The organism is bacterium, assembly GCA_024226335.1.
Classification (GTDB): domain Bacteria; phylum Myxococcota_A; class UBA9160; order SZUA-336; family SZUA-336; genus JAAELY01.
Map to the genome: position 1 here is coordinate 26,746 of JAAELY010000259.1, position 25,777 is coordinate 52,522.

Annotated in this window: 23 protein-coding genes; 17 read left to right on the forward strand and 6 right to left on the reverse strand. The window is 59.5% G+C overall.

What is annotated here, in order from left to right; translation table 11 throughout:
• Position 1: 1 nt before the first annotated feature.
• Positions 2–658: an HAD family hydrolase gene (locus GY725_13295; GenBank protein MCP4005163.1), complete on the reverse strand. Its 657-nt coding sequence runs from the start codon at positions 656–658 to the stop codon at positions 2–4.
• 409 nt (positions 659–1,067) lie between these two features.
• Between GY725_13295 and GY725_13300 the strand changes: the two genes are divergently transcribed.
• A complete protein-coding gene (locus GY725_13300) occupies positions 1,068–2,636 on the forward strand; it encodes an amidohydrolase (GenBank protein ID MCP4005164.1) in 1,569 nt (522 codons plus the stop codon).
• Between the two features lie 103 nt (positions 2,637–2,739).
• On the opposite strand, the gene GY725_13305 is transcribed toward GY725_13300, so the two are convergent.
• Positions 2,740–4,638 carry a sodium:proton antiporter gene (locus GY725_13305; GenBank protein MCP4005165.1) on the reverse strand — a complete coding sequence of 633 codons (1,899 nt, stop codon included), beginning with the start codon at positions 4,636–4,638 and terminating at the stop codon, positions 2,740–2,742.
• A 6-nt stretch (positions 4,639–4,644) separates the two neighbouring features.
• Positions 4,645–5,346, reverse strand: coding sequence for a glycosyltransferase family 2 protein (locus tag GY725_13310; protein ID MCP4005166.1), 702 nt, complete (start codon positions 5,344–5,346; stop codon positions 4,645–4,647).
• Between the two features lie 61 nt (positions 5,347–5,407).
• Here GY725_13310 and GY725_13315 point away from each other — a divergent pair, with 61 nt between their 5' ends.
• The gene (locus GY725_13315; GenBank protein MCP4005167.1) at positions 5,408–6,100 is read left to right on the forward strand and encodes a gamma-glutamyl-gamma-aminobutyrate hydrolase family protein; all 693 of its coding nucleotides are present in this window, start codon (positions 5,408–5,410) and stop codon (positions 6,098–6,100) included.
• A 66-nt stretch (positions 6,101–6,166) separates the two neighbouring features.
• Here GY725_13315 and GY725_13320 read toward each other — a convergent pair whose 3' ends face one another.
• From GY725_13320 to GY725_13330, 3 genes are all read right to left on the reverse strand, one after another.
• Positions 6,167–7,129, reverse strand: coding sequence for a hypothetical protein (locus tag GY725_13320; protein MCP4005168.1), 963 nt, complete (start codon positions 7,127–7,129; stop codon positions 6,167–6,169).
• 18 nt (positions 7,130–7,147) lie between these two features.
• Positions 7,148–8,143, reverse strand: coding sequence for a protein-methionine-sulfoxide reductase catalytic subunit MsrP (gene msrP, locus GY725_13325; protein ID MCP4005169.1), 996 nt, complete (start codon positions 8,141–8,143; stop codon positions 7,148–7,150).
• Between the two features lie 170 nt (positions 8,144–8,313).
• Positions 8,314–8,508, reverse strand: coding sequence for a hypothetical protein (locus GY725_13330; protein MCP4005170.1), 195 nt, complete (start codon positions 8,506–8,508; stop codon positions 8,314–8,316).
• 117 nt (positions 8,509–8,625) lie between these two features.
• Between GY725_13330 and GY725_13335 the strand changes: the two genes are divergently transcribed.
• The 15 genes from GY725_13335 (at position 8,626) to GY725_13405 (ending at position 25,771) form a co-directional block, all read left to right on the forward strand.
• Complete coding sequence (locus GY725_13335) at positions 8,626–9,678, forward strand: hypothetical protein (protein MCP4005171.1); 1,053 nt, start codon at positions 8,626–8,628, stop codon at positions 9,676–9,678.
• A complete protein-coding gene (locus GY725_13340; protein ID MCP4005172.1) occupies positions 9,678–10,280 on the forward strand; it encodes a PilN domain-containing protein in 603 nt (200 codons plus the stop codon). Before GY725_13335 ends, GY725_13340 begins: the two co-directional genes overlap by 1 nt.
• Positions 10,277–10,942, forward strand: a complete 666-nt coding sequence (locus GY725_13345; GenBank protein MCP4005173.1) for a hypothetical protein — start codon at positions 10,277–10,279, stop codon at positions 10,940–10,942. The genes GY725_13340 and GY725_13345 overlap by 4 nt, the downstream gene beginning before the upstream one ends.
• Positions 10,935–11,309 (forward strand): general secretion pathway protein GspB, encoded by a 375-nt coding sequence (locus tag GY725_13350; GenBank protein MCP4005174.1) that lies wholly within the window; start codon positions 10,935–10,937, stop codon positions 11,307–11,309. The genes GY725_13345 and GY725_13350 overlap by 8 nt, the downstream gene beginning before the upstream one ends.
• On the forward strand, positions 11,306–13,057 hold the full coding sequence (gene mshL, locus GY725_13355) for a pilus (MSHA type) biogenesis protein MshL (protein ID MCP4005175.1): 1,752 nt from the start codon (positions 11,306–11,308) through the stop codon (positions 13,055–13,057). Before GY725_13350 ends, mshL begins: the two co-directional genes overlap by 4 nt.
• Positions 13,058–13,082: 25 nt before the next feature.
• Positions 13,083–13,940, forward strand: coding sequence for an AAA family ATPase (locus tag GY725_13360; protein MCP4005176.1), 858 nt, complete (start codon positions 13,083–13,085; stop codon positions 13,938–13,940).
• Positions 13,937–15,424: a hypothetical protein gene (locus tag GY725_13365; GenBank protein ID MCP4005177.1), complete on the forward strand. Its 1,488-nt coding sequence runs from the start codon at positions 13,937–13,939 to the stop codon at positions 15,422–15,424. The genes GY725_13360 and GY725_13365 overlap by 4 nt, the downstream gene beginning before the upstream one ends.
• The gene (locus tag GY725_13370) at positions 15,424–17,217 is read left to right on the forward strand and encodes a type II/IV secretion system protein (GenBank protein ID MCP4005178.1); all 1,794 of its coding nucleotides are present in this window, start codon (positions 15,424–15,426) and stop codon (positions 17,215–17,217) included. The genes GY725_13365 and GY725_13370 overlap by 1 nt, the downstream gene beginning before the upstream one ends.
• 5 nt (positions 17,218–17,222) lie before the next feature.
• Positions 17,223–18,452 (forward strand): type II secretion system F family protein, encoded by a 1,230-nt coding sequence (locus tag GY725_13375; GenBank protein ID MCP4005179.1) that lies wholly within the window; start codon positions 17,223–17,225, stop codon positions 18,450–18,452.
• Positions 18,453–18,657: 205 nt separating this feature from the next.
• Positions 18,658–19,113 (forward strand): prepilin-type N-terminal cleavage/methylation domain-containing protein, encoded by a 456-nt coding sequence (locus GY725_13380; GenBank protein ID MCP4005180.1) that lies wholly within the window; start codon positions 18,658–18,660, stop codon positions 19,111–19,113.
• 25 nt (positions 19,114–19,138) lie between these two features.
• Entirely contained in the window at positions 19,139–19,651 is a 513-nt protein-coding gene (locus tag GY725_13385; protein ID MCP4005181.1) for a prepilin-type cleavage/methylation domain-containing protein, read from the forward strand.
• On the forward strand, positions 19,635–20,144 hold the full coding sequence (locus GY725_13390; GenBank protein MCP4005182.1) for a type II secretion system protein: 510 nt from the start codon (positions 19,635–19,637) through the stop codon (positions 20,142–20,144). Before GY725_13385 ends, GY725_13390 begins: the two co-directional genes overlap by 17 nt.
• Positions 20,144–21,046 (forward strand): prepilin-type N-terminal cleavage/methylation domain-containing protein, encoded by a 903-nt coding sequence (locus tag GY725_13395; protein ID MCP4005183.1) that lies wholly within the window; start codon positions 20,144–20,146, stop codon positions 21,044–21,046. Before GY725_13390 ends, GY725_13395 begins: the two co-directional genes overlap by 1 nt.
• Positions 21,043–21,453: a pilus assembly protein MshP gene (locus GY725_13400; protein MCP4005184.1), complete on the forward strand. Its 411-nt coding sequence runs from the start codon at positions 21,043–21,045 to the stop codon at positions 21,451–21,453. Before GY725_13395 ends, GY725_13400 begins: the two co-directional genes overlap by 4 nt.
• On the forward strand, positions 21,443–25,771 hold the full coding sequence (locus GY725_13405; protein ID MCP4005185.1) for a DUF2341 domain-containing protein: 4,329 nt from the start codon (positions 21,443–21,445) through the stop codon (positions 25,769–25,771). Before GY725_13400 ends, GY725_13405 begins: the two co-directional genes overlap by 11 nt.
• Positions 25,772–25,777 lie beyond the last annotated feature (6 nt).

A 25,777-nucleotide genomic window follows, 5' to 3' on the forward strand; every position in this document is an offset into this window, starting at 1 on the left:
GTCAGACTATCACGCCGGATCGGGTGAGGTCCGCCGCACCCTCGAGAATCAGCTCGGCACCGGCCTGCTGCAGCGCAGCCCGGCTCGTACCTCCTGATAGCACTCCAACACAGTACATCCCGAGCTGGACACCGGCCATCATGTCCAGCCGACCGTCTCCGACCATCATCGAAGCCTTCGCGCTGCAGTTCAATTGCTCGAGTGCGAGTGTCAGGTGACGAGGATCGGGCTTGAGGTGCACGACCCGATCTCGCGTCAACAAGGCGGCGCAGAACTCGTCCACATCATCGAACATGATGCGAACCGCAGCTTCACAGTTGCGAGTGACAATCCCGATCGCAACGCCGCGGGCTCGAATCTGGCTGAGTAGCTCACGCATACCGGGAAAGAGCTGTGTGGTGCGCGCAGCCTCGAGTTCAAACTCGAGAATCAGCTGGTCGGCGCGCAACCTGTAGGCTCGAGCTTCATCCGGATTGCTCACCGATAGCCAGTTCTCCGCGTGCTCGGCCAACTCGACGATCAGGCGACCTTCGACCTCGGGCTGCGGAACACCGGACTCGAGCGTCATTTCGATCAACTGGCGCTTCATTTCAGGCAGGTCCAGATTGGGCGCGAGAGTGCCATCGAAGTCGAACAGAATGCCCTCGGGACGCTCCATCGCGTTTCAGGAGTGCCGGTCGGCCAGGACGAAGTCGATTCGAATCGCGATGGCACCGCGGTCATCGAGGTCACGTCGTCCGACGAGGACTGCGATCAGTTTCCGCGAGCAGGTCCAGGCATTAGGGAACGCGGCTTCGAGCTCTCGGCTCGGGGTTTCCCAGTGGTCAAACCGCTGCTTCGAAATTCGTGCGAGAAAATTCCAGATCAAGAAACAATCATAGATCTGTTGCCTGTCGGAATCTACCGATCTTGGGGAGCGAACGAGTCGGCGTCGGCGATCTCGCGCTGTCTCAGTACCGCGTTCAAGTCGTGTCCCCAGGGCCCAACATCAGACTTCCCGAACTTCTGTAGTGTATTCTCCGGGTGTGAAGCTGGATACCCTGTACACGAACGCCACGATTCTGACCATGGACTCCGACGATCGCCGGGTAGACGCAGTCGGTGTATCTGGCGATCGCATCGCAGCACTCGGCTCGCTCGATGAGGTGCGCGAACACGCCACTCCCGAGACGCGCGAGATCGACCTGGCGGACCGGACCTTGATCCCCGGATTCATCGACTCGCACAGCCATCTGGCTATGGCGGGAGACGTGGAACTGCGCAATGCGAACCTCAATTCGCCACCCATCGGTGACGTGAAAACCATGGACGAACTGGTCGAGCGCCTGCGCAATCGCGCCGATCACACTCCCCAGGACGACTGGATCCTGGGCATGGGTTACGACGACACACTGCTGGCGGAAAAGACTCACCCGACACGCCGGGACCTGGATCGAGTCTCGACGACACGACCGGTCATCGCTCGCCATGTCTCTGGCCACATCGCTGCGGCGAACGGGCGAGCACTGAATCTCTGTGGGATCACACGCGATACACCCGATCCCGTTGGCGGCGTGATCCGTCGCGAAGCCTCGGGCGAACCAAACGGTGTGCTCGAAGAATCCGCGATGTTCGCGTTAATGGGCAAGCTGCCGCAGACCAGCGAGGAACAGGCCATCCGCGCGATCGAACACGCAGCCCGAAGCTACAGCGCCCGGGGTGTGACTACGGCGCAGAACGGCTTTACGAGTTCTCGCGAGTTGCAGCACTTCGATGCCGCATTCTCCTCTGGACGCGTCCCTATTCGCGTCGTAGCGTGGCCCGGACTCGGCACCATGGGAAGGTTGGTCAACGGTTCGCTGAAACTCGAAACTCCCGATGAGTTTCTGACAGTGGGCGCGATCAAGCTATTCGCAGACGGATCGATCCAGGGCTACACCGGTCATCTGAGCCAGCCATACCATGTGCCGTTCAACGATCAGCCGGAATACCGTGGCTACGCAATGGTGCCGCGCGAAATGCTCGCAGATCAGATCGCCCAGATCTATGCGGCGGGCTATCAGGTAGCGGTACACACGAACGGTGACGCGGCGATCGACGACTTCCTTCACGGTGTCGAAAAGGCCAATGCGGCCTACCCGCGCCCGGATGCGCGCCCCATCGCCGTACATGCACAGATGTCGCGCGAGGACCAGCTGGAAAAGATGCGCGAACTCGGCGTGGTGCCTTCTTTCTTCTGCCTGCACACCTATTACTGGGGAGATCGACATCGCGATATCTTTCTTGGACCTGATCGCGCCAGTCGCATCAGTCCGCTGCGATCGGCCGCAAAGCTCGGGATACGCTTCACCATCCACACCGATTCACCGGTCGTCCCCATGGATCAGCTACTGCTGATGTGGTCAGCGGTGAATCGACGGACGACTTCTGGTCGGATACTGGGCGAAGAACAGTGCCTGACTCCGCTCGAAGCATTGCGCGCGACGACGATCGATTCGGCCTGGCAGATGCACCTGGAACAAAGCAGAGGATCGATTGAAATCGGCAAACTTGCGGACTTCGCGGTACTCGACCGCAATCCGCTCGACGATCCCGAAGCGATACGTGAGATCCAGGTCGAAGCGACAATCGTCGCTGGGCGAGAACTGAGCTCGTAGACGCACTCACGAGTTTGAGCGTCACGCCAGCCCGAGCGGAACGGACCAGAAGCGTGCGAGAGCCGCAAGACAGATCGCGATGGCGCCGAAGCTTCCCCGGGAATCAGGATTCCGGAGTCTCTGGGCTCTGTGACGTCTCCGGTTCCTTGGGCATCCAGCCGAGTTTGCGCAGAAGCAGGTCGACCTCTTCAAACTCGGGACAGTGGATTGCCACGGCTGCAACATCTCTGGCCTGGATCTTGAAGCCGCTATGCATCGGTCGGATCTTGTCACCGCGCTGGATCGTCAAGATCACATAGTCTTCACCGGTGGCGCTCTTTGCGGGCTCCACTCCCCCGTCAGACTCCTCGGCTTCAGCAGGCGGCTCCCAGACTCGGTACTCGATCGCCATTTCGTCGTGTCGGGAACGCACGTCCCAGCGTTCGATATCCTGTAGATCGTCGAAGAGCAGATGTGACTGCTGCCCCTCGAGAATCTCCTTCGTCACTCCGGATTCTGTATTGACCAGGGCGACGTATCCGTTGGGTACGTGAAAACTATTGCGCGCGCGGTCCACGAAGAGACCGTTCAAGGCTTCGTTTGGTGTGGCACCGATCGCGGTTCCCACGGACTCAAAACGAGCCCGTTGCATCGTGCGATCTTGCAAGGCATTTCCAAATACGACGGGCAGATCCATTTCCTGCGCTTTCCGTGCATTCGTCGGATTGGAGTCGAGCATCACGACAGGTACTCCGCCCTTGCGGATTTCCTTGGCGAGGGCCAGGCCCAACCCGTGTGCTCCGAGGATCGCCACGGTCTGGCGACCCGGCAGTCGTTGACCGAGCAGGGCCGCCACCGGCAGAGCAGTTACTCCGGCCAGAACGACCGTTCCGGTGATCGTCAGAAAGACGAGCGCGCGAAGTTCGACACCGCCGGGGTAGTTGTGAGTTTCGAGAGCAGCCGCGACGAGCGAAGCGATCGCAGCCGCAACGATTCCGCGGGGTGCGATCCAGCCGATCAATATGCGTTCACGCCAGTTCAGACTACTGTTCATCGTCGACAGCCATACGTTCAAAGGCCGGACTGCCAGGACCAACGTCGCCACGACGGCGATGCCACGCCATCCCAGGCCCTGGACATCGGCGGCGCGCACGTCAGCGGCCAGGAGTACGAACAACAATCCAATCAACAAAACAGTCAGCTGGTCCTTGAACTCACGCAGGTCGCGATCGACTCGGGTCCCCAGGTTTCCAACCGCTACCCCGGCGAGAGTGACCGCCAGAATGCCGCTGTCTTCGACGTATGCCTCACAGCCCTGAAAAAGGAGCAATACGAAGACCAGTGCAAAGACATTGCCGAAACCCTCGGGAATCAGAGAGGGCAAGCGCAGGAGCATGCCGAGGATCAGTCCACTGACGATTCCCATACTCGCACCGAAGCCAATGCCAGTGGCCAGATGCAAGGCGCTTTCCGCAAGCGCGTCGGCGTCGGGTTCGAGCACGATACGCAGCATGAGAACTGCGAGAATCGCTCCGATCGGATCGATCAGAACTCCTTCCGCTTCGAGGACGGTCGAAACCTTCGGGCGCAGACGCAACTCGGCGACCAGCGGTCCGATCACCGTTGGACCCGTCACCACGACGAGCGAACCGTACAGGAGCGCGAGGCGCCAGTCCCAATCCAGCCAAGCAAATGCAGCCCAGGCACCACCGATCAAGGTGATGATTGCACCGGAGGAGATCAGTCTGCGGATCGCTGTTTGCGCGCGCAGGAGCCGCGAACGCTCCAGGTTCAAGCCACCTTCAAAAAGAATGACTGCAACCGCCAGATCGACGATCGCGAACAGGCCTTCTTCACCGAGGGCGCGTGGTCGAATCCAATCGAAGCCATCGGGACCCAGACCAACCCCGAAGACCAACAGGAGCATGATGCCAGGCAGACGCAGGTGGCGAGCCATCGACTGGGCCAGGACGCCAGCGGCCAACGCCAGCACGAGAATCAGGGCCGGGTTGTCTGCTCCCAAGGCTCCTCAGCGGCGCAGGAGATTGTATTTGATCAGACAGAGCAGAGCCTGGAAGCCGTCGCGCCAGCCGATCTTCTTGCCTTCCTCGTAGGTACGCCCGTAGTACGAGATCGGAACCTCATAGATCCGCCAGTTTCCCCGCGCCACTTTGGCAGTGACCTCGGGTTCGAAGCCGAAACGATCTTCTTCGAGAGTGATCGATTCGATGACTTCTCGGCGAAATGCCTTATAGCAGACTTCCATATCCGTCAGGTTCAAATTGGTTAACAGATTGGACAGGAAGGTCAGCCCTTTGTTCGCGATCGAATTCCAGAAATACAAAACTCGGTGCGGACCGATCGAAAGAAAACGACTGCCGTAGACCACGTCAGCGATGTCGCGTTGAATCAAATCAATCAGCCGCGGAATTTCCTCTGGATCGTACTCGAGGTCGGCGTCCTGCACGATCATCATGTCGCCCGTCGCTTCCTGAAAGCCGCGTCGAACTGCAGCGCCCTTGCCCCTATTCTCGGGTTGTAGCACTGCACGAACGTTCTCGTGTCCCGCTTCGATCTCTTCGATCAGGTCAATCGACCCATCTGTGGATCCATCGTCCACGAGAACCAGTTCGACATCGCAGCCGTAGTCCACGGCCAATGCGCGGCGCACCAGTTCCTCGAGCGTGTGTCGCTCGTTATAGACCGGGATCACGACCGAGAGCTTCTTCATCGAGAGGATTCTAACCCGCATTTCCCGCCACGGCGCGTCAGCTGTCGCTATACTGGCGGGCTTGGCGCCAACTGTCGGAATTCCTCTCTGTCTGGACGCGATCGGACGCTGGCGTGCGGGCCGCGTCTACCAGTACATAGACACGAAGTACGCCCGAGCCGTGGAGGCCGCCGGGGGAGTACCGGTATACCTGCCGCTGCAATCGGACGCCACTCGTTTGATTCAACAGGTGGATGCGCTTCTGCTCCCCGGGGGTGATGATTTCCCGCCGCCCGAACCCTACCCGGAAGGCGTGGAGTTTGAACTGGTTCCTCCTGAACAACTGGTTTTCGACCGCGAGCTTCTGGGAGTAGCTCTCGAAAGAGGAATCCCCGTTCTCGGTATCTGCTATGGCATGCAACTGATCGCGTTGCACTACGGCGGGAGTCTGCACTACGACCTGTCGACTGACCGGCCATCCGCAAACGAACACCGCCTCGAAGAAACGTCAGGACGTCATGAAGTGAAGCTCGTTGGCGGGAGCAGGCTCGCGTCCGTACTCGGAGTACCCCACGTTCAGGCGAATAGCCTGCACCATCAGGCAGTCGCTGAACTCGGAACGAAACTCCGTGCTTGCGGCCATACAGAGGACGGTGTGATCGAGGCCATCGAACGGGACACCGGATTTTGCATCGGCGTACAGTGGCATCCGGAGAAACTGCCTGGCGCTGAAGAAGATGCGCTGTTTCGCGCACTGGTAGATGCGGCGAGCTAGCCGACTGGCGGAAGTGCCTCGCTCATTGGCGAGACCACTGGGCCGATCGAAGACAACCTCCGATCTTCAATCGAGATTCTCCGCACCCCGCGAAGAATCGTCCAGGCGCAGCCAGGCGAGCGTCGCACCCCAGCCACCGCGTTGGGGTGGCGCGTCTTCGTAGCGTTTCACGCGTGGATGCGCGGCGAGAATTCCCTGAACTCGCTCGCGTTGTATCCCCTTACCTTTGCCGTGGATGAGCCGCACCTCGGCAAAGCCTGCATCAGCGGCGGCCTCGAGGTATGCCTCGACTACCTTGGGGATCTCTCGTGGGCGAAACGTATGCAGATCGATCGCCTGTTCGATTGGCATCTCGACGGGTTCATCTTCCACCCAATCGTCTTCTTCTCCGTCCGGTTCCGATTCGGTTGAGTCCTTCGCGGGGCGATCAGACTCTTGGCGTCGGAAGCGGCCAAAACGAGTCGCGAACAAGCCTGCGAGAATACCGGTGTAGATCAACGGTACGAAATTGTCGGCCTTCACGAGCCATAGGTAATGGGCAGCAGCGGCGGCGCCCGCGACATAGGCCAGTCGGTGCAGAATCTCCCAGCGCCGACCCAGGTATCTGATCCACGCGCGCGTCGATGTGATTGCGAGAGGGAGCATGCAGAGAAATGCGGTGAATCCGGCCAGAACGAATCTCCGCTCCAGCACGTCTTCGATCAAGGCATCCCATTCAAAGAAGAGATCCAGGCCGACATAGGTGCTCAGGTGCAGAGACGCGTAGAAGAAGGCGAATAGGCCAAACGTCCGACGGTACGGCGCCAGATACTGCCAGGCCAGGATCACCCGAATCGGCGTGATTGCGAGCACCAACCAGAGGAAGCGTAGTGCCCAATCGCCAGTTTCATGAGTGATCTCTTCGATCGGGTTGGCGCCGAGTTCATCAAAGGATGCGCGGACCGCGAGAACGAGGAGCGGAAGCAGGCCGAAGAAAACCACGGCCGCGTGAACTGGAGAAACTCGCTTTCGTCTAGTGGTCTGGCTCACGAGTTTCCAGTACGGGGGTCAGTAGAACCTCGAAAGGTTCATACCGCTGTACAGATGTGCGACCTGCTCTCCGTATCCATTGAACGGAAGGGTCTTTCGCTTGCGGAACTCACCAATTCGACGCTCCCGCTTCTGGCTCCAGCGGGGATGATCAACTTCGGGATTTACGTTTGAGTAGAAACCGTACTCCTTCGGCGAAGACACGTTCCAGGAGGTCTGGGGTTGAGTCTCCATCAGCTTGATGCTGACGATCGACTTGATGCTCTTGAAGCCGTACTTCCAGGGAACGACCAGACGCAGTGGAGCGCCATTTTGATTGGGTAGTTCGCGCCCAAACATCCCCACCGCCAGGAATGCGAGCGGATTCATGGCTTCGTCGATACGAAGACCTTCGCGGTAGGGCCAGTCGAGCACCTTGCGACTCAAGGCTGGCATCTGTTCGGGATCACTGAGGGTACGAAACTCGACGAATCGGGCTTCGGGAGCGGGTTCGAGTCGCTTCAAGACCTCGGCCAGCGGAATACCCACCCATGGAATGACCATCGACCAGGCTTCCACACAGCGCAGACGATAGGTCCTTTCCTCCAACGCGTGTGGTTTCAGAAGGTCTTCGAGCGGAATCGACCCTGGCTTCTTGAGCATTCCTTCGATGCTCACCGACCAGGGCCTGGTGAGCATCCCTCCGGCGTATTGGACGGGATCAGCCTTCTCGCTGCCGAACTCGTAGTAGTTGTTGTAGCTGCTCGCGTCCTGGAAATCGGTGAGTTCCTCTTCCGTTCCAAAGACACCCTTCGGCAGGTCCCCGTAGACTGCCGTGGAGGCGGTGTCTTTCCCGGCAGGAGATGAAGCATCTTCCGCTGCGCTACATCCGGGTAGCCATGTGATGCCCGCGAGCATGCCGGTAGCGGCGGCGCCCCTTTTCAGGAAATCTCGGCGACGCAGGTAGAGAGCTTCGTCGGTGATCTCACCCGAGGGAAGTTCCCAAGGGCGACGAAATCGAACTACTACGGACATTGGGCCTTCCTGTACCGGTTCCATCCCGGCTATATGGGGTCTCCCGGGCAAGTCTGCAGACTCGAGCATGGAGTTTGTGACCCGCCCACGTCCCCAGCGATGCACGTGTCGCTCGAGAACGACGAGTGTACCCCAGTTGCAAGTGCGTGACCGGCGGGAACCGACAACTCCTACGGCTTGAAGCCAGTAGAGAACCTTCCCGTGCAACTGGCGAGCTGAACAAAACCCTCCTCCGTTTGTGCTCGTGCAAACAACGATTGGAGCTCTTCAATGACGACATGCGACAGATCGTCCGCCTTACCGTCGGCAATACGAAGCACCGCAATCTCATGATCGAATTCACCGGACAGCGCCTTTGTTGGCATTAGTCTGACTCCTTCACGTATTGAAGGCAGCACGCGCGCAGCTTGATCGGAAACGTGTGCTCCACACCTCGGTCTTTCTCAAGTCCTGCAGTCGGCAGGTCGAATTTCGAGATACAAATGGCCTCCAATTTCGCGTCGACTACGACAGCGCGTGTGCTACGACACGCGCGCTTGTTCGCGCAGAAGCACTCGTTGCCGCTGTTCAGGCAGAAGCACCAAGAGCAGAGCGTGACTGGTGTTTGCCTTTTCAGCGATGGATTCGGAATCGCACGTGTATCTCGTGATGAAGACGGGGTACCCATTCTCGAGGCCTGCGAGTATCGGGAACATCAGAATCCAGATGAGATCCCAAATGCTCTGAGCGAGGTCGTGGGCGAACTCGGCCTGCGAGGCAGCGAGTGCGTGTGTATTCCCAAGCCAGGCACCTATACAGTTCGCCAGATTGAACGACCCAAGGTGGAGCCGGCAGAACTGCGGGATGCAGCTCGTTGGGCGATCGCCGATTTGATCGACTTCAACGCCGCGGACGCCGTAATTGATACGTTTGACATCCCGGCGTGCGAAACTCGCAAAAACGCTCCAGAGCGCTTGTACGTCGTAGCGGCTCGCAAGATGGACATCGACTCGGCGGCGACCACGATTCGGCGTGCTGGACTCGAACTCAAAGCGATTGACATCACCGAACTCGCGTTGAACAACGTCGCCGCCCTTCTCCCAGAAGACGAACCCGGAGTCGCGCTGATGTACCTGTCAACAGATCCCGGACTGATCGGTGTGACGCGAAATGGCGCGCTGCTGCTCACGCGGAGCATCGAAGCCGATCCACTGGCCATCGAGGATCTTTCCACCCACGAACTCGACGAAATCAAGGCAGACCCATCAGCGGAAGGCCAGCAGGTCCTGGAGGGCTTCCTCCTGGAAGCTCAGCGATCTCTTGACTACGTCGAGCACCAGCTCGGCCAGCCGGTGATTCCCAATCTGGCGATCGCACCTCTCGAGTGGCCGACACCGGCTCTGCCCGAATTCCTGTCTCAAAACCTATTCTCGACCGAGGTGAGCTGCCTGGACGTAAACGACCTGCTCACATGTCGGAATAAGGTCGGACCTACCGCACAGGCGCGCAGCCTACCCGCCATCGGAGCGGCCCTGCGCGTAGATGAGGACGGGTGATGCAGCAAGTCAACCTGTTTCAAGCCTCGTATCGCTGGGAAGAAGACGCACTTCCTTCCGAACAGATTCTCAAGATCGTCGGCACTGCAGCCGCGTTGGCGCTCCTTTTGTACGGGGTAGCCTGGCTGCGTTCCTCGGGATTCACCGGGGAACTCGGGGCACAGCTGGAGCACATGCGCCAGCTGAATTCGCAGATGATCGATTCTTCAGAAAGAGTTGCGAGCCGCGTAGAAGACAGGACGCTATCGGGCCGCGTGGCAGAACTGCGGGAACGCTTGAACGCCAAGAAACGCCTGCTCTCGGCGTTGTCTGGCCGAGGCGAGGGCAACTCCGAGGGATTCTCCTCGTATCTTGCCGGTCTGGCTCATCGCAAGGTCGACGGTGTCTGGTTGCGCTCGATCCATCTTGGGAAAGGTGGCGATAGCCTCAAGGTAGTCGGGAGCGCGCTCGCTCCGGAAGGCGTTGCCGAACTACTCGATCAACTCGGCAATGAGCGTTCCTTTGATGGTCGTCAATTCCGAACCTTCAAGATGAAGACCTCGGACGAGCGCCTCGGTGCGATCGACTTCGTGATCGCGACAGAAGCGGAGAACCCATCATGATCGATCGAGTACGGGAGTTCATGGCTCTGCTCGATGAACGTTCGTCTCGTGAACGCTTCATGATCTGCCTGACTTTGCTGGCGACTGTCTTCGTGGTCTGGAACTCGTTCTTGATGAACCCACTCGAACAGCGGAAATCCGACGCTGCCGAGAAACTCGAAGCCAACAAGGAGACAGTCGCGCGACTCGAGGAAGAGGCCGCGGCGATCGAGTCCAAGCTCAAACTCGATCCAAACGAGCTCAATCGGGTGGCGAAGACGAACCTCGAGCGGGAAATCCGGCGAGCCGACGAAGAGATCAGCGATGAAACGGCTGACCTGATTCCTCCCAATGAGATGGTGCAGGCCCTGCGCGCACTACTTGATGGAAGGAAGGATCTGGAACTCGTGCGAATGGAGGCACTCACTCCAGCTCCGCTGTACAGCCGCTCCGAAAAGACCAAGAAGGCGGTGGATGTACAGGCCCAGGTATGGCTGCACTCTGTCGAACTCGAATTCGAAGGCAGCTACTTGAGTGCGCTCCGCTATGTGCGTGCGATCGAATCGATGGAATGGAACCTGCTCTGGGACCGGCTCGAGTACACGGTAATCGAGTACCCGCGTGGCCGCATCAGCCTGCGCGTTCAGTCCGTGAGCACGGAGGAGGGCTGGATCGGTGCGTAAACTCTACGTGACCCGCATTGCAAGTGGGTTTTTCCTGATGTTCATATTCTGCGGAAGCGAGTTCGCACGCGCCGCGGAAGAACTGATCGATCCGACGCGCCCACCGCTGTACTCAGCGAAGCCCGGTTATGACGAAATTGAGGATTCCGATGCGCTGTTTCTGAGCGCGATCCTGATCTCGGAAGAGAGGCGAATCGCGATCATCAACGGCAAAGTGGTCCGCAAGGGTGACCTGATTGCCGGATCGCGCATCCTCACTATTGGACCTTGGGGTGTAACTCTCGATGGTGTCGACGGCCAGCCGCTCGAACTCCGCTTGAGTCGGCGGATCATGATGTCCGCTGGCCCCCCTCCGGAGAAACCATGATTCTGCGCAAGACTACTGCAGCTGCCGCTTCTGGCCTGTTGTTTCTGGCCGGTTGCATGACCTCATCTGATCCGGTCAATGGACCGGCTCCAGTTTCGGCTGCATCGGACACCAGCGAATCTGATGATGCGATCAGCCGCGCCTTGTGGGACGCCATCTCGGCAGCAGATCAGGCGATGCAGTTGGATTCGGCGGATGAGTCGAAGCAAGAGACCGGCGAAATGTCTGTAAACCCGTCGAATCGGAGTTCGCAACAGCGCTTCGACATCGCCGTAAATGACATACCCGCCCATGACTTCTTTCTGGGACTGGTCGAGGGAACCAACTACAACGTGATCGTTCACCCGGCGGTCGATGGCACAATCTCCCTCGCTCTGCGCAACGTCACGATCGAAGACGTCCTCGACGCGACTCACGACGCGTACGGTTACTCGTATAGCAAGACCGACTACGGCTACCACATCCGCCCGCGAGGGCTTCAGACACGCATCTACCAGGTGAACTACCTGGATGTGAAGCGCACCGGCCAGTCGCAGACGCGCGTCAGTTCGGGTCAGATGAGTGAGGGGGGTGGCTCTGACTCGAGTAGCTCAGGGACGGGTTCGTCGAGTGGGTCGAGTTCGCCTACTTCCGGAAGTAGCGTATCGACAGATACGCTCGCCGATTTCTGGAATAGCATATCGGCGAGCATCAAGAGCCTTGTTGGTTCGGCTGAAGGTCGAAGCGTCGTCACGAACCCGAATACGGGTCTGGTGATCGTACACGCCCTCCCAGAAGAACATCGTACCGTTGCCGATTTCATCGAGCGAGTCGAAGGGAACCTACACCGCCAGGTGATCCTCGAAGCCAAGATTCTCGAGGTTTCACTGACCGACGGCTTCCAGTCGGGAATCAACTGGTCCTATCTGCTCAGACTGCGCGGTGCCAACTCTGCAATCGCCAGCCAGATCGGCGGAGGTTCGATCCTGAGCGGAACCGCATCCGGGATCAGCGGAAACTCGGGCACGCTCGACCCGACCGCCCTGAGTCCAATCACAGGCAGCGAGGCACAAGCTTTCGGAGGCGTGTTCTCTCTGGGCGTTGATCTGGAAGACTTTGCAGCTTTCATCGAACTGCTGGAGACACAAGGCGACGTGCGCACGCTGTCGAGTCCTCGCGTCTCGACTGTCAACAACCAGAAAGCGGTCATCAAGGTCGGTTCTGATGAGTTCTTCGTAACCGATGTATCGAGCACGACCGTCACCGGTACGACGACGACCACGACCCCTGACATCACACTCACACCGTTCTTCTCCGGGATCGCACTCGATGTGACGCCGCAGATCAGCGAGCAAAACGAGATCATCTTGCACATTCATCCGTCGATCAGCGAAGTCACTGATCAGACCAAGAACATCACCGTGGGCGGAGTAAGCCAGTCGCTTCCCATGGCGCTGAGCACGATCCGCGAGTCAGACAGCATCGTGCGAGCGCAGAGCGGTCAGGTGATCGTGATCGGCGGTCTGATGCAAGACATCGCCAGACACGACCACGCAGGCACTCCTTGGATTTCGCGAATCCCGTTGCTCGGATTCTTGTTCCGGCATCAGGAGGAACTCGACAAGAAGACCGAGCTCGTGATCCTCCTGCGCGTATCGACCGTCGGTACCGGCACGTGGAAGCAGGAACTCGAATCCACCCGGTCTCGCATTGGCTCGATAAGCCCCGACCACATCCCACATGAACCAGTGATGGAGCCGGCGAACTGACGCTCCGGTTTCCGAGGACTCCCGCATGTATCTGGAACACTTCGGCCTGAAGCAACTGCCATTCGCACTCACTCCCAATACGGGATTCATGTGGAAGGATGGCGGGCACCGCGAAGCCTTGAACGTGATGATGGTCGCACTGCGCAGCGGTGAAGGCTTCGTCAAGATCGTAGGCGAAGTCGGCACCGGCAAGAGCCTTCTGTGTCGCGCGCTGCTCAACCAGCTGGGAGACGACTTCGTAACGGCCTATATCCCCGATCCCTTCTTGACTCCCCTTGGCGTGCGCCTCGCCGTTGCAGAGGAACTCGGCTTGAAACCGAAGCCCGACGCAAAAGGCCACCTTCTGATGAAGGCGATTACCCGGCGCTTGCTCAGCCTGCGCGGTGCCGGAAAGCGGGTCGTGATCGTCGTCGACGAAGCACAGGCCCTGCCGATGGAGAGCCTGGAGGCGCTTCGCTTGTTGACAAACATCGAGACGGAGACGACCAAGCTGCTACAGGTGGTTCTCCTCGGTCAGCCGGAACTCGACGAACTTCTGAATCGAAAGGAATTGCGCCAGCTCAAGCAGCGCATCGCCTTCTCTCACCGCCTCACCCCGGTGGACCCTCTTGGACTGAAGGCCTACGTCGGGCATCGCCTGCGCGCTGCAGGGCGCAACGCGCCCGGTCTTTTCGAACCCACCGCTCTTGTGGAACTCCATCGCGCAACCGGGGGAGTACCGCGTCTGGTCAACATCCTGTGCCATAAGGCGCTGATGCTCGCGTATGGACGCGGCGAAAACCGCGTTTCGCGCGCACACGTGCGTCTGGCTGCGAACGACACAGAGGGTACGCGTCGTACCTGGCTTCAGAGCCTCGGCACATTGAGGGGCCGACGCGCATGAGCGTGATCAACGACATGCTTCGCGATCTGGAGAATCGGCGCGAAGAGATTCGGCCGATGGATCCGGGCGTTCTCGAAGGTCTGCGTTCGACGACCCCGCGCGAGAGTGAGCCCACTGGCGGATCGCACTGGATGTCCGTGTTGTCGACCATCTGCATCGTCGGTACGACGATCCTTGGATTTGCACTCCTCGAACGGCGCATCGGCGACTCAGCGATCATCTGGCAGTCCGCAGGCTCTCTACCCGCCGCCGCCGCAGAACCGAGCACGATACTGGTCAGGGAAGCAGCCTTGGCCCTGCTCGATGTCCCGCATCCAGAGCCTCATATGCAGGGGAGCTCCGGGACGATCCGGCCGAACATGAGCACGGCGATGCCACCCGCTCCCTGGGAAGAGGTTCGCCTGGTTGGAACTCACCTGGAGCAAAGCGAAGAAAGAACGCAGCTCACATTCGAACTCTCCGCTGAAACCACGCATGTGGTCGAACGGGACGATGCAGACGACATCGAACTGGTACTGCTCGATACTCGGCTCACCGACGCACCTGCCCAGCTAAAACTGGGTGGCACCCTTTTGCGTTCCGTGCATGTTTCAGGCGGGACAGAGGACGTGCGAATCCTGCTCGAGCCAGCAGTTCCTGTGCGGGTACAGAGCACAATGGTTGCCGAGGCTGGTGCGGCACGACTCGTGCTGACCTTTGAGCCGTCACTGGAACAAGAAGCGGATGGCTTTCGCTCGCGAGACCCACTGGCTCGTTTCGAAATGGGCTACGAATCCTACGATGATGGCGAGTACGTGTCTGACGATGATTCGCCATCGAGCAGACCGGAAACCTCGCAAAATCGATCGAATGAGGGAGTTCCAGCTTCTGACGGTTTCCGCAAGACAGCAGTCGCTATAGCGGAGCCTTCTCCGGCGGAACGCGCGTTTCTTCGAGCGGCCAAGCTGATCGCAGCGGGGATCGACGGCATCGGCGTTGAGAGTCTGCGCGAAGCGGCAGCCTACGACCCTATGCACATCGGAGCACGAAATCTCTTGATCTCCACGCTGATCCGGCTCGACCGACTCGAAGAGGCCTCGGTGGAAATCGAGAAGGGGCGCGCGATCGCACCCGGGGATCCGAGCTTCGCAAAGCTCGAAGCTCGCTTGCTGATCGAGAGAGACGAACCCAGCAAGGCTCTTGCGGTCCTCGTCACATCACCGCCCGCCATCCTGAAAGATCCCGAGTATCACGCCATGATCGCGGCTCTGTATCAGCGCGCTGGAGACCACGTGCGTGCCGCGAATAGCTTCCGAAAGCTCCTTTCGTTGCGTGCAGATCGCGCACCGTGGTGGATGGGTCTCGGGATCTCGCTCGAAGGAGCGGGGCAGCCGAATGAGGCTCTGATCGCCTATCGCAACGCCGTGCGCCTTGGCAGCATGGGTGAGGAGTCTCTTGATTTCACGCGCGGGCGCATCGCGATGCTCGGCGAAGGGACTGGCTAGTGCGCAAGAAGATCCGAATCGGCGAGTTGCTTGTCGCAAATGGCATCATCACCCAGGAAAACCTGGACGATGCACTCGCACAGCACAAGAAGCTGGGCAAGCGCCTCGGGCGCACTCTTGTCGACCTGGGTTTCGTCGAAGAGCAGAAATTCCTGACTTTCCTCGCTAGCCAGCTTTCGATCCAATACGTGAACCTCAAAGAGTTCAAGGTCGATCGTGAACTGGTCCTGAAGCTGCCGGAAACCCACGCCCGACGACTGCGGGCGATCGTGCTCGAAGACCACAGCAAGAACTACCTGGTGGGCATGGCGGATCCGACGGATCTGTTCGCTTTCGATGAGCTTCAGGGCCTCTTGCGACGTTCCGTCGAAGTCGCCGTCGTTCGCGAGGCCGACCTGGTTCGAAGTATCGATCTGAGCTACGGCCGCACCGAAGAGATCGAACAGCTTGCAGGAGAGCTGCACGAAGAACTGGCCGATCGCGATTTCGACGCCGAGCAACTCGAGATCGCTGACGATCCGACCGACGCACCGGTTGCGCGTCTGCTCCAGACCGTCTTCGAAGAGGCCGTTCGCCTTGGCGCGTCCGACGTGCACATCGAGCCCGACGAGAACGTGCTGCGAATTCGTCATCGCGTAGACGGCGTACTGCAGGAGCAGATCGTAAACGAAAAGCGTATCGCAAATGCGCTCGTGCTCCGGCTCAAGCTCATGTCGAACCTCGACATCTCGGAAAAGCGACTTCCACAGGATGGTCGTTTCAATATTCGTGTGCGGGGGAGCAGCATCGACGTACGTCTATCGACCATGCCCGTGCAGTACGGTGAATCGGTCGTCATGCGTCTTCTGGACCAATCCAACGAAATGGAGAGCCTGGAGCAGCTCGGAGTTCCCAAGCACATCTTGTCTCGTTTGATGAACCTGATCCATCGACCACATGGATTGATCCTGGTGACCGGCCCGACAGGAAGCGGAAAGACCACCACACTTTACGCGTGTCTGCGCGAACTAAATAGGCCACAGCGCAAGATGATCACCGTCGAAGATCCGATCGAGTATCGGCTTCCGCGAATCCAACAGGTTCAGGTTCACGCCCGCATCGGTCTGAGCTTCGCGAGTGTACTGCGCTCCGCACTGCGGCAGGACCCCGATGTACTCATGGTCGGCGAAATGCGGGATCAGGAAACTGTAGAGATCGGACTTCGTGCGGCCATCACCGGTCATCTGGTGTTCTCGACCCTGCATACCAACGATGCAATCACGACCGCCAATCGACTGGTCGACATGGGTGCGGCGAGCTATCTGGTTGCCTCGGCCTTGCGAGCGGTGATCGCGCAGAGACTCGTGCGTCGCATCTGTGTCAAGTGCCGCGAACGCTATCAGCCTGGCGATCAGGAGCGGATTTGGCTGGCTTCGATTGCGGGGCCGGCAGCGGCGAAGCTCGAGCTCTATCACGGTAAGGGCTGCAATCGTTGCGGCGAGACGGGTTTCCGCGGTCGCATCGGTGTCTACGAGATGCTCGAGATCGATACCGCGTGTGCGGACGCTCTCCGTCGCGGCGATCAGGCGGCATTCGCGGCGGCTGCGCGCAGGAGCAAGGGGTACCGACCACTCACTCTCTGTGCGCTCGGATATGCGAGTCAGGGAATCACCAGCCTGAGTGAAGTCTTTCGCGTCGCTGAAACCCTCGAAGATGGTGTGCTTGCATCACCTGCGACCAGTAAAGCACTCGCGACACAGGCAGCCCCCACTCCAGCGACTACGGCGGGAACGCCGGCCACTAGCAACGGCTAGAGCCGATGACTGTCTTTGCCTACCGCGCCCGAGGTCAGAACGGGCAGATGATTCGTGCGGAGATGGACGCGACTTCCGAAGCCGCGGTCGCATCCCGACTTCTGGAAGTCGGCGCGACTCCTCTGAATATCACAGCGATCCTGGAGTCGACTGATCCTCTCGAGAAATTCGTCAAGCGTTGGCGTCCAGCCAAGGTGAAGACCGAAGATCTGATCGTTTTCAGTCGACAGATGTTTCGCCTGGTCAAGTCCGGTATTCCGATCGCCAACGCGATTGTCGGACTGGCCGAAACGACGAAGCAGCCTGCACTTGCAACGGCGTTGCGAGATGTATCCGATGGACTGCGTTCCGGGCGGGAACTCTCGTCCGCGCTGGCGATGCATCGGAACATCTTCCCCGATATCGTGATCAACGTCGTGCGGGTCGGCGAGGAGACCGGTCACCTCGAAGCAGCTTTCGATCGCGTCAGTTCCTACTTGGAGCTTGAGGTACAGACTCGACGACGCATCAAGAGCGCTACGCGTTATCCAATGATGGTGTTAGCGGCAATCGTGATGGCCATGCTGGTGATCAACGCGTTCGTAGTTCCAGCATTCGCCCAGGTTTTCGAGGGATTTGGAGCCGAGCTACCCTGGGCAACTCGAACATTGATCGCGAGTTCGGACTTTCTGATCGCTTACTGGTACTTGCTGCTCGGTCTTGCGATGGCTTCGGTCATCGGCGTTCGCATGTGGCTCGACACACCAGACGGCCGACTGACATGGGATCGCTGGAAGCTGAGCATTCCTGCGGTCGGAAACATCCTGGAACGGGCGACCATTGCCCGCTATGCGCGCGCCTTCGAGATGACCTTCAGCGCCGGTGTACCGGTAATCCAGACCATGCAGACGGTGGCGCTGGCGGTTGAAAACTCCTACGTCACGAAGAAAGTCCGCGAGATGAGCGGGAACATCGAGCGAGGCGAAACGTTCAGCAAAGCGGCGGCGTCTTGTGGTCTGTTTGATCCAATCGCCCTCCAGATGTTGAGCGTAGGTGAAGAGAGCGGTGAACTCGCCGAGATGCACCGCGAGATTGCAGAAACCTACGAGGCCGAGGTCGATTACGATCTGCGCCGACTCAGCGATCTGATCGAGCCGATGCTGATCGTGGCGATCGGCGGGATCGTGCTGGTGCTTGCACTCGGTGTGTACCTGCCCATGTGGGACTTCTCTTCCGCCATCAAAGGCGGCGGCTGAATCGGGAACCGGCAGCCAGGCCATCCGGGCCTGTGTTCAGTCGGATCTTTTCCGACCTCGACGCTGTCCTGATCCCCTGGAGATATTCAAGATTTCGCTGTGTGAGCCGACTACATCAATAACGGATTTTTCCTAGAGAGACGGAACCCGGCATCCCCCTGCCCACAGACGGCAGCGACCGGTGGATCGGAAGGAGACGAGAGCCATGAGCAACCAAAAGCAGCAGGGTTTTACGATCATCGAACTGGTGGTCGTCATCGCGCTTCTCGGCCTTCTGGCCGCGGTGGCGTTGCCCAAATTTGCAGACATGACCACTGAGGCGCGCACAGCTGCCTTCGAAGGAGTCAAGGGCGGTTTCGCGAGTTCCGTCCAGATCGTTCACGCCAAGTGGCTTGCACAGGGCGGAGGCAGCACGGTCGCAGTTTCGGGAGCGACCATCGAGGTCAATTCGACGACCGGCTGGCCGACCATCGACACGACCAATGCAACTCAGGACACGGGTTCGGAACTTTACGGAGTCCTGATGTCGGGTCCGCTTCCCTCCACCTGGGGCGCAACGCAGGTGGCCACAAGTGGTACCGACGTGGGAACGGCGACCTTTACCCTCACGGCCAGCGGTTCGGCCTTCACCTACAACGCCGCGACCGGCATATCGAACTGACCGGCGTCCTGATCAGGGGATACTCTTGACTCTCCGGCGCAGCCTGATTGCAAGCGGTGCGAAGCTTGCGCGCTGCGACGGAACGACCCTGGTCGAACTGATCGTCGCCGTGCTCTTGCTCGGCCTTTTCGCAGCGGTCGCAGGACCGCGCTTCTTCGGCGCGCTCGCCGGAGATATGGGCGATGGCCTCTTCACACAAGAGGTCGTCACCGCTGTGCGTTACGGACAGAAGCTGGCAGTGACAAGCGGTTGCAGAGTTCAACTCGACTTCACTTCGTCGAGCTACGCGGTGACACAAGAATCAGGCTGTAGTGGTGGATCGTTCAGTCTCGCGGTGCGCAATCCCGGAACGGGAAGTTCTCCCTACTCGGGAACTGCGGGAACAGGCATCACGCTGGCCAGTACAGTGGATCCGCTGCTATTCGACGCACTCGGTCGAGCAACCACTTCCGCCGGTGTCGTCAGCGATGCAACTCTGACGATTGGCAGCAAGACCATCAATGTTTCGGGAGAAACGGGCCTTGCCTGGACTCCTTAGTCGAGGACATCGCGCCTGCTTGAATCGCGAAGCCGGCGTCACATTGATCGAGCTGGTGCTAGCCGTCTCGATCATCGGCATCGCCTTGAGCGGAACTCTGGCGGTCATGCAACGTACGGTCATGGGGAGCGCAGATCCGATGCTCTCGGAACAGGCACTCGCGATCGGGGAGGCCTATCTGGAAGAAGTACTGGCGAAGCCGTTCTACGATCCCGATCTCGGTTCGGGCGGTGGAGTCTGCCCCACGGCTGAAGCCTCACGGACGCTGTACGACAACATCTGTGACTTCTCCGGTCTGGACGATAGCGGAGCCCGCAATCAAGCAGGAACTCTGATCACCGGCCTGGGAACCTATCGCGTGCGCATTGCCGTGGATACGAGTTCGAATCTGGGGGCGTTAACCGGATCGAGCACTGTCATTCGCGTAGACGTCCGAGTCACGTTCACCAACCAGGTCGATCAAACCCTCAGCGGCTACCGGACGCAGTTCTGATGCACGTCATACGAGCATCTCGAGCGCGCGACGAATCCGGTTTTACCCTGATCGAACTGGTGCTCGTCATGGTGATCAGCGCGATCCTCTCCGGATTGCTCGGCAGCTTCGTCAGCCGACCGATGGAAGGCTATCGCGACCTGACCCTGCGAGCCGCGCTGGTCGACGAGGCCGAAGTCGCAATCCGACGAGTGGCGCGCGATGTACGCGCGGCGGTCCCCAATAGCCTGCGCGTGTCCACAGACGGCTTGAAGCTGGAACTCCTGCACGCGGTGGACGGTGCGCGCTATCGCGCGGGCCCCGGTACGAACCCGTCCACCTCAGTGGTTCACACCGCAGCCAGTGACCTGCTCAGCCTCACTGGAGACACCCAGTTCAACGTGACGGGTCGTCTCAACAACCTCAGTTATACCTACGGGTCGGCACTGGCGTCGGGCCATCGGCTCGCGATCTACAGCGCCGGTAGCTGGGTCTGGTCGGATGCGGCGACCAGCGCAAATCCCGGAGTCATCACGCCATCTGCGACGACCATCACGGTGCAAGACGACAGCGATGAAGACCAGTTCCTGCTCGACAGCTCGTTCACATTCCGCTTCGGATCGCCTCGGCAGCGCGTCTTCGTGGTCGATACACCCCTCAGCCTGATCTGCAACACGACGGCGGAAACACTCACCCGTTACACCAGCTATGCGATTGCCTCCACGCAACCCGAGAACCCGGCGCTGGCTCCGCTTTCTACGGCAAGCTCGGCCCCGCTTTCGCGCGACATCAGCGCATGCTCTTTCCTCTACGACCCCGGCACGCCTTCACGGGCCGGTCTGCTCACGATTTCCTTGACCCTGACACGCTCCGGGGAACAGGTCCGCCTGCTCCACCAGGTGCACGTGAACAACGCGCCATGACACGCGAGGGAAGACAGGACGGATTCGGGCTCGTGCAGGCGATCTTCATACTTGTGGTGATGGCCTCGGTCGGTGCGCTGATGGTGACGATCAGCGGCGCGCAACGCAACACCGGATCGATGGGCATCCTGGGCGCCCGCGCGTACCAGGCGGGTGCCAGCGGTGTTCAGTGGGGCATCTACCAGGCTCTCACAGGAGGTTCCTGCCCCGCGACCACAACCCTCAGTCTGACCGAAGGCGGTCTGGCCGGGTTCTCCGTCGGTGTGAGCTGCGCCAGCACTCAGCATCAAGAGAGCGGCACGACGCTGACCGTCTACGAACTCGTGGCCACCGCCAGTTACGGAAGTCTCGGAGATCAGGACTATGCGAGGCGGGTGCTTCGAGGGAGTGTGACCAATGCTCCGTAGCCTGATCGCGCTGATCGTCGTCCTGGCGGCACTCCTGGCTCCAGCCGTCGTTCAGGCGGCCTGCGGATTGATCCCTGCGGATTATCCGATCTTCGGTGGGAACGAGGTCGATATCAATAGCAATCCGGATATGAACGGGACCCAGATCTCATCCGGCTCGACCTACGGAGATCAGGTCGTCGCCATCGACGCAACGCGGAGCACACAAGCGCTCGCCTTTCCCAATCTGGAGCCGGCCACATTCCCGACTAATTCGTCGAGCCTGGATCAGAACGAGAATGATAGCCCCTTCACTTCCTCGACTGACGTCTACTACGACAAGATCACGATCAACAACAACAACTCCGCCACGTTCTCAGGCGGCGGCCCGTTTCACATCAATGAACTGGAAATCCACAGGAACGCCACCGCGAACCTCGAAGCCGGAATCTACTACATCGGCATACTCGACATGCACCGATCTAATGCCACGCTGAACGTGGTTTCAGACACGGTCATCATCCACATCGGCAACACAGTTGATGCACATGCCCAACGGGCCAGCATCAACTCAGGCGGTTCAGTCACAGGATTGCAGATCTTCATGCATTCCGGCACATCAGGAATGCATGGCGAGAATAGTGATTTCACGGGAATCATCTACGGGTTCACCAACGCCAAGTACGAGATCAAACAAGACAGCACATTCCACGGCGTCTTGTTGGTTGAGGATGAAGCAGAAGTCGATGGCAACGTGGACTGGACCTACACCACCGCGGACAAAGCGCTGGTTGCGGCCGTCAGCACCTGCCAGGCTGGCCCAGCTGATCACTTCGATATCGCGCACGACGGGACGGCTGAAGACTGTGTACCGGAGTCGATCACGATCCGCGCCGAGGATTCCGGCGGCAATACGGTCGCCGGCTATACCGGCGCGGTCACGCTCAATACCTCCACTGCAAACGGAGACTGGCAGAAGGGTTCAGGCGGCGCTCTGGGAACCTTGACCGCAGGTGCATCCGATTCCGGGAACGCGACCTATACCTTTGTGGCCGGTGACAACGGCGTGGTCGTGCTGGACCTGGCCAATACCAACCAGGAGACCCTCAGCATCAACCTAAACGCGTCGGGAGTCACCGAGTCCGGAGGTCTCGACCCGAGTCTCACGGTCGGCGCGTGCGCGACGATACTCATGTCGTGTTCAACCTGGGACGACTCTAGCTGGACCTATCGGAAACCGATCATCATCGACGCCTCGAAGGTGCCGAGTGACCAGACCGGCTTCCCCGTCCTGGTCTCGACCGTCGACTCTCATTTGGCTGCGAACGCACAGTCGGACGGAGATGACATCTACTTCACCGATAGCGACGGAACGACCAAGCTCGACCACGAGATCGAGTACTGGAGTTCCAGCACCGGTGAACTGGTTGCCTGGGTCGAGGTCCCCACCCTGACCTCGTCTTCCAATGACGTGCTCTATATGTACTACGGCAACGGAACCGCGGTGGATCAGTCCAATGCGGCTGGCGTCTGGGATTCGAACTACAGCGGTGTCTGGCACCTTAGCGAGAGCGGAACCGGAAACAGAGCAGATTCTACTTCGAATAACAACCATGCAACAACCAGCGGATATGAAGGTGACGAGGCGACTTCCAGTGGAATGATCGCCGGTGCCGATCATTTCGATGGAACTGACGACTATCTGGAAACGACGAACAACATCGGCATCACCGGAGGCTCCGCTCGCACGATCACCTACTGGGCTTATCTGGACAACACTATTGATCGGCAGCCGATGGTCATCTGGGGCGTCGACGGCAACAACAATCGCTTTGGAACAGACGGCCGAGGCAGTAATTGGTATCTGTGGGGCTGGAGTAGTTCAGCCGACTGGGACACTGGGGTCACAGTCTCCACCGGGAGTTGGGTACATCATGCGGTCCGCAACGACGGAACTCTCTCGCGATGGTTCGTCAATGGCACCGAGCTGGGTACGGGTTCGACCCACACTTACAACACGACCGATTCGCACGCCCGGTTTGGATACCAGTTGGACATCTCGAATTCAAGCTACTACGACGGGTTGATTGACGAAGTCAGGATCTCGGACATCTCTCGCTCTCCCGACTGGTTCACGACCGAGTACAACAACCAATTGAACCCCAGCACCTTCCACACGATCGGCAATGCCGTCACAGCCTGCGGCGCTGACCACTACGCGATCAGCCACGATGGAACGGGAATCAATTGTCAGGCAGAGACGGTCACGATCACAGCCCACGATACTTCCCACTCTGCGTTCACCGATACCTCGACGATCACACTTTCCACAAGCACCAGCCACGGCGACTGGACGAAGATCACCGGCGCCGGAACCCTGGTGAATTCGGGAAGTGGAGCGGGAACCTACACTTTCGATTCATCCGATGCGGGTGTCGTCGTCCTGGGACTGCGAGACACCTATGCCGAAACCACCAATATCAACATCACCAACGGCACCAATAGCGAGTCCGCAAGTGAGGACTCGAATCTGGTCTACGCTGCGGCGGGCTTCAACTTCCTCGCCGACTCCACGAAGAGCGCGATCGGCACCCAGATCGGCGGCAAGGCGTCCAACATCGCGCCTGGCTCGCAGACCCTCGAACTCCAGGCCGTGAGGACCAGTGATGACACGGGCCAGTGCGAGTCCTTCCTCACCGGATCCAATACCATTCAACTCGCCTTCGAGTGCGAGAACCCGACGACGTGTACGACGAACGACGTGACCATCAATGGCACGGCGATCCAGGACAATGGTAACGGCGCGTCGCTGACCTATACCGATGTGAGCCTTGACTTCGGAACGACCAGCGACACGACCGCGACCCTGGTCTTCTCCTATCCCGATGTCGGCCAGCTGCAACTCCACTCCAAGCTGACCCTCTCTCCCTCCGGCGAGAACCTTCTGGGATCGAGCAATTCATTCGTCTCTCGGCCTTTCGGATTGCGGATTGCGGCGACCGGAAACACAGGCACGACGACCGCAGCCGGAACGATCTATCGCAGCGCGGGAAGCGACTTTCCGGTGTCGGTGGGAGCCGTTCTGTGGCAGAGCGCGGATGACTCGAACTCAGATGGCATACCCGACGGGCACAACGACACGACCGCCACGAACAACGCGACGCTATCGGACAACACCGCCGCGCTGAATTTCGGTCAGGAGACGACCGCGGAAGGCGTGGCCGTCTCGGCGACACTGCTCGCTCCCAGTTCGGGAAACAACCCCGGACTCGGCGGAGGCACGACGATCTCCAGCTTCACCAGCGGAGTCGGCAGCAACTCGAACATCTACTGGGATGAGGTCGGACTGATCGAGATCACCGGCACCCCGGCCGACGGAAACTATCTGGGCATTGGAACGACCGAGACCGCGAAGATCGTCGGTGCGTCCGGTTACGTGGGCCGCTTCACACCCTACGACTTCGCGATGTCCTATAACACCCCCCAGTTCGCGACGACCTGCAATGCGGGCGGATTCTCCTATCTCGGTGCGAGTTTCGGCTACACGACCGATCCGGTCCTGACGGTCACGGCGCAGAGCCTGCACTCCACCACAACGCAAAACTACACGGGTTCCTGGTTCAAACTAACGGGTGGGGCCCTGACCGGATTGAGCTACGCCGCAGGAAGCGGCACGCTACTGGGCGGAAACCCGAACACACCGACCATCGCCGACGCGGGATCCGGTGTCGGCACTCTGACTTTCGACAACGGGCCCTCTCTGAGTTTCCAGCGTGGGTCTCCGATCACACCGTTCAACGCCGAGATCAGTCTGTCGTTGAATGTGATCGACAGCGATTCCGTGGCCTTCAGTAGCAACCCCGCGCGCTTTTCAAACACGACGACCGGCATGGCTTTCGACGCCGGTAAAGAGATGCGCTTCGGGATTCTGATACTGGAAAATTCACACGAATCCGAACTCGTCGCCCAACAGGTTCCGTTCCAGAGTCAGTACTTCAATGGGTCGTATTTCCTTTCGAACACCAGCGATAGCTGCACGACTGTATCGACGGCGAATCTGAGTCAAACTCCCAGCCCCGGCACACTTTCCAGCACTCCCAGCATCGCGAACAGCCCGCTCCTTTCAGGAAATGCGGGTCTTCAGATGAGCGCACCGGGAGTGGGCGTCACCGGCTACACCGATCTCGTGTTCGACCTCTCGGTGACGGGAGCCGATATGAGCTGGCTAGCCATCGACAGCGACGGTGACGGCACCTACGCGGAAAACCCCGGCTCGCGCGTCACCTTTGGCGTGTACCGGGGATCCGACTCCATCATCTACGTGCGCGAGATCTACTGACGCACG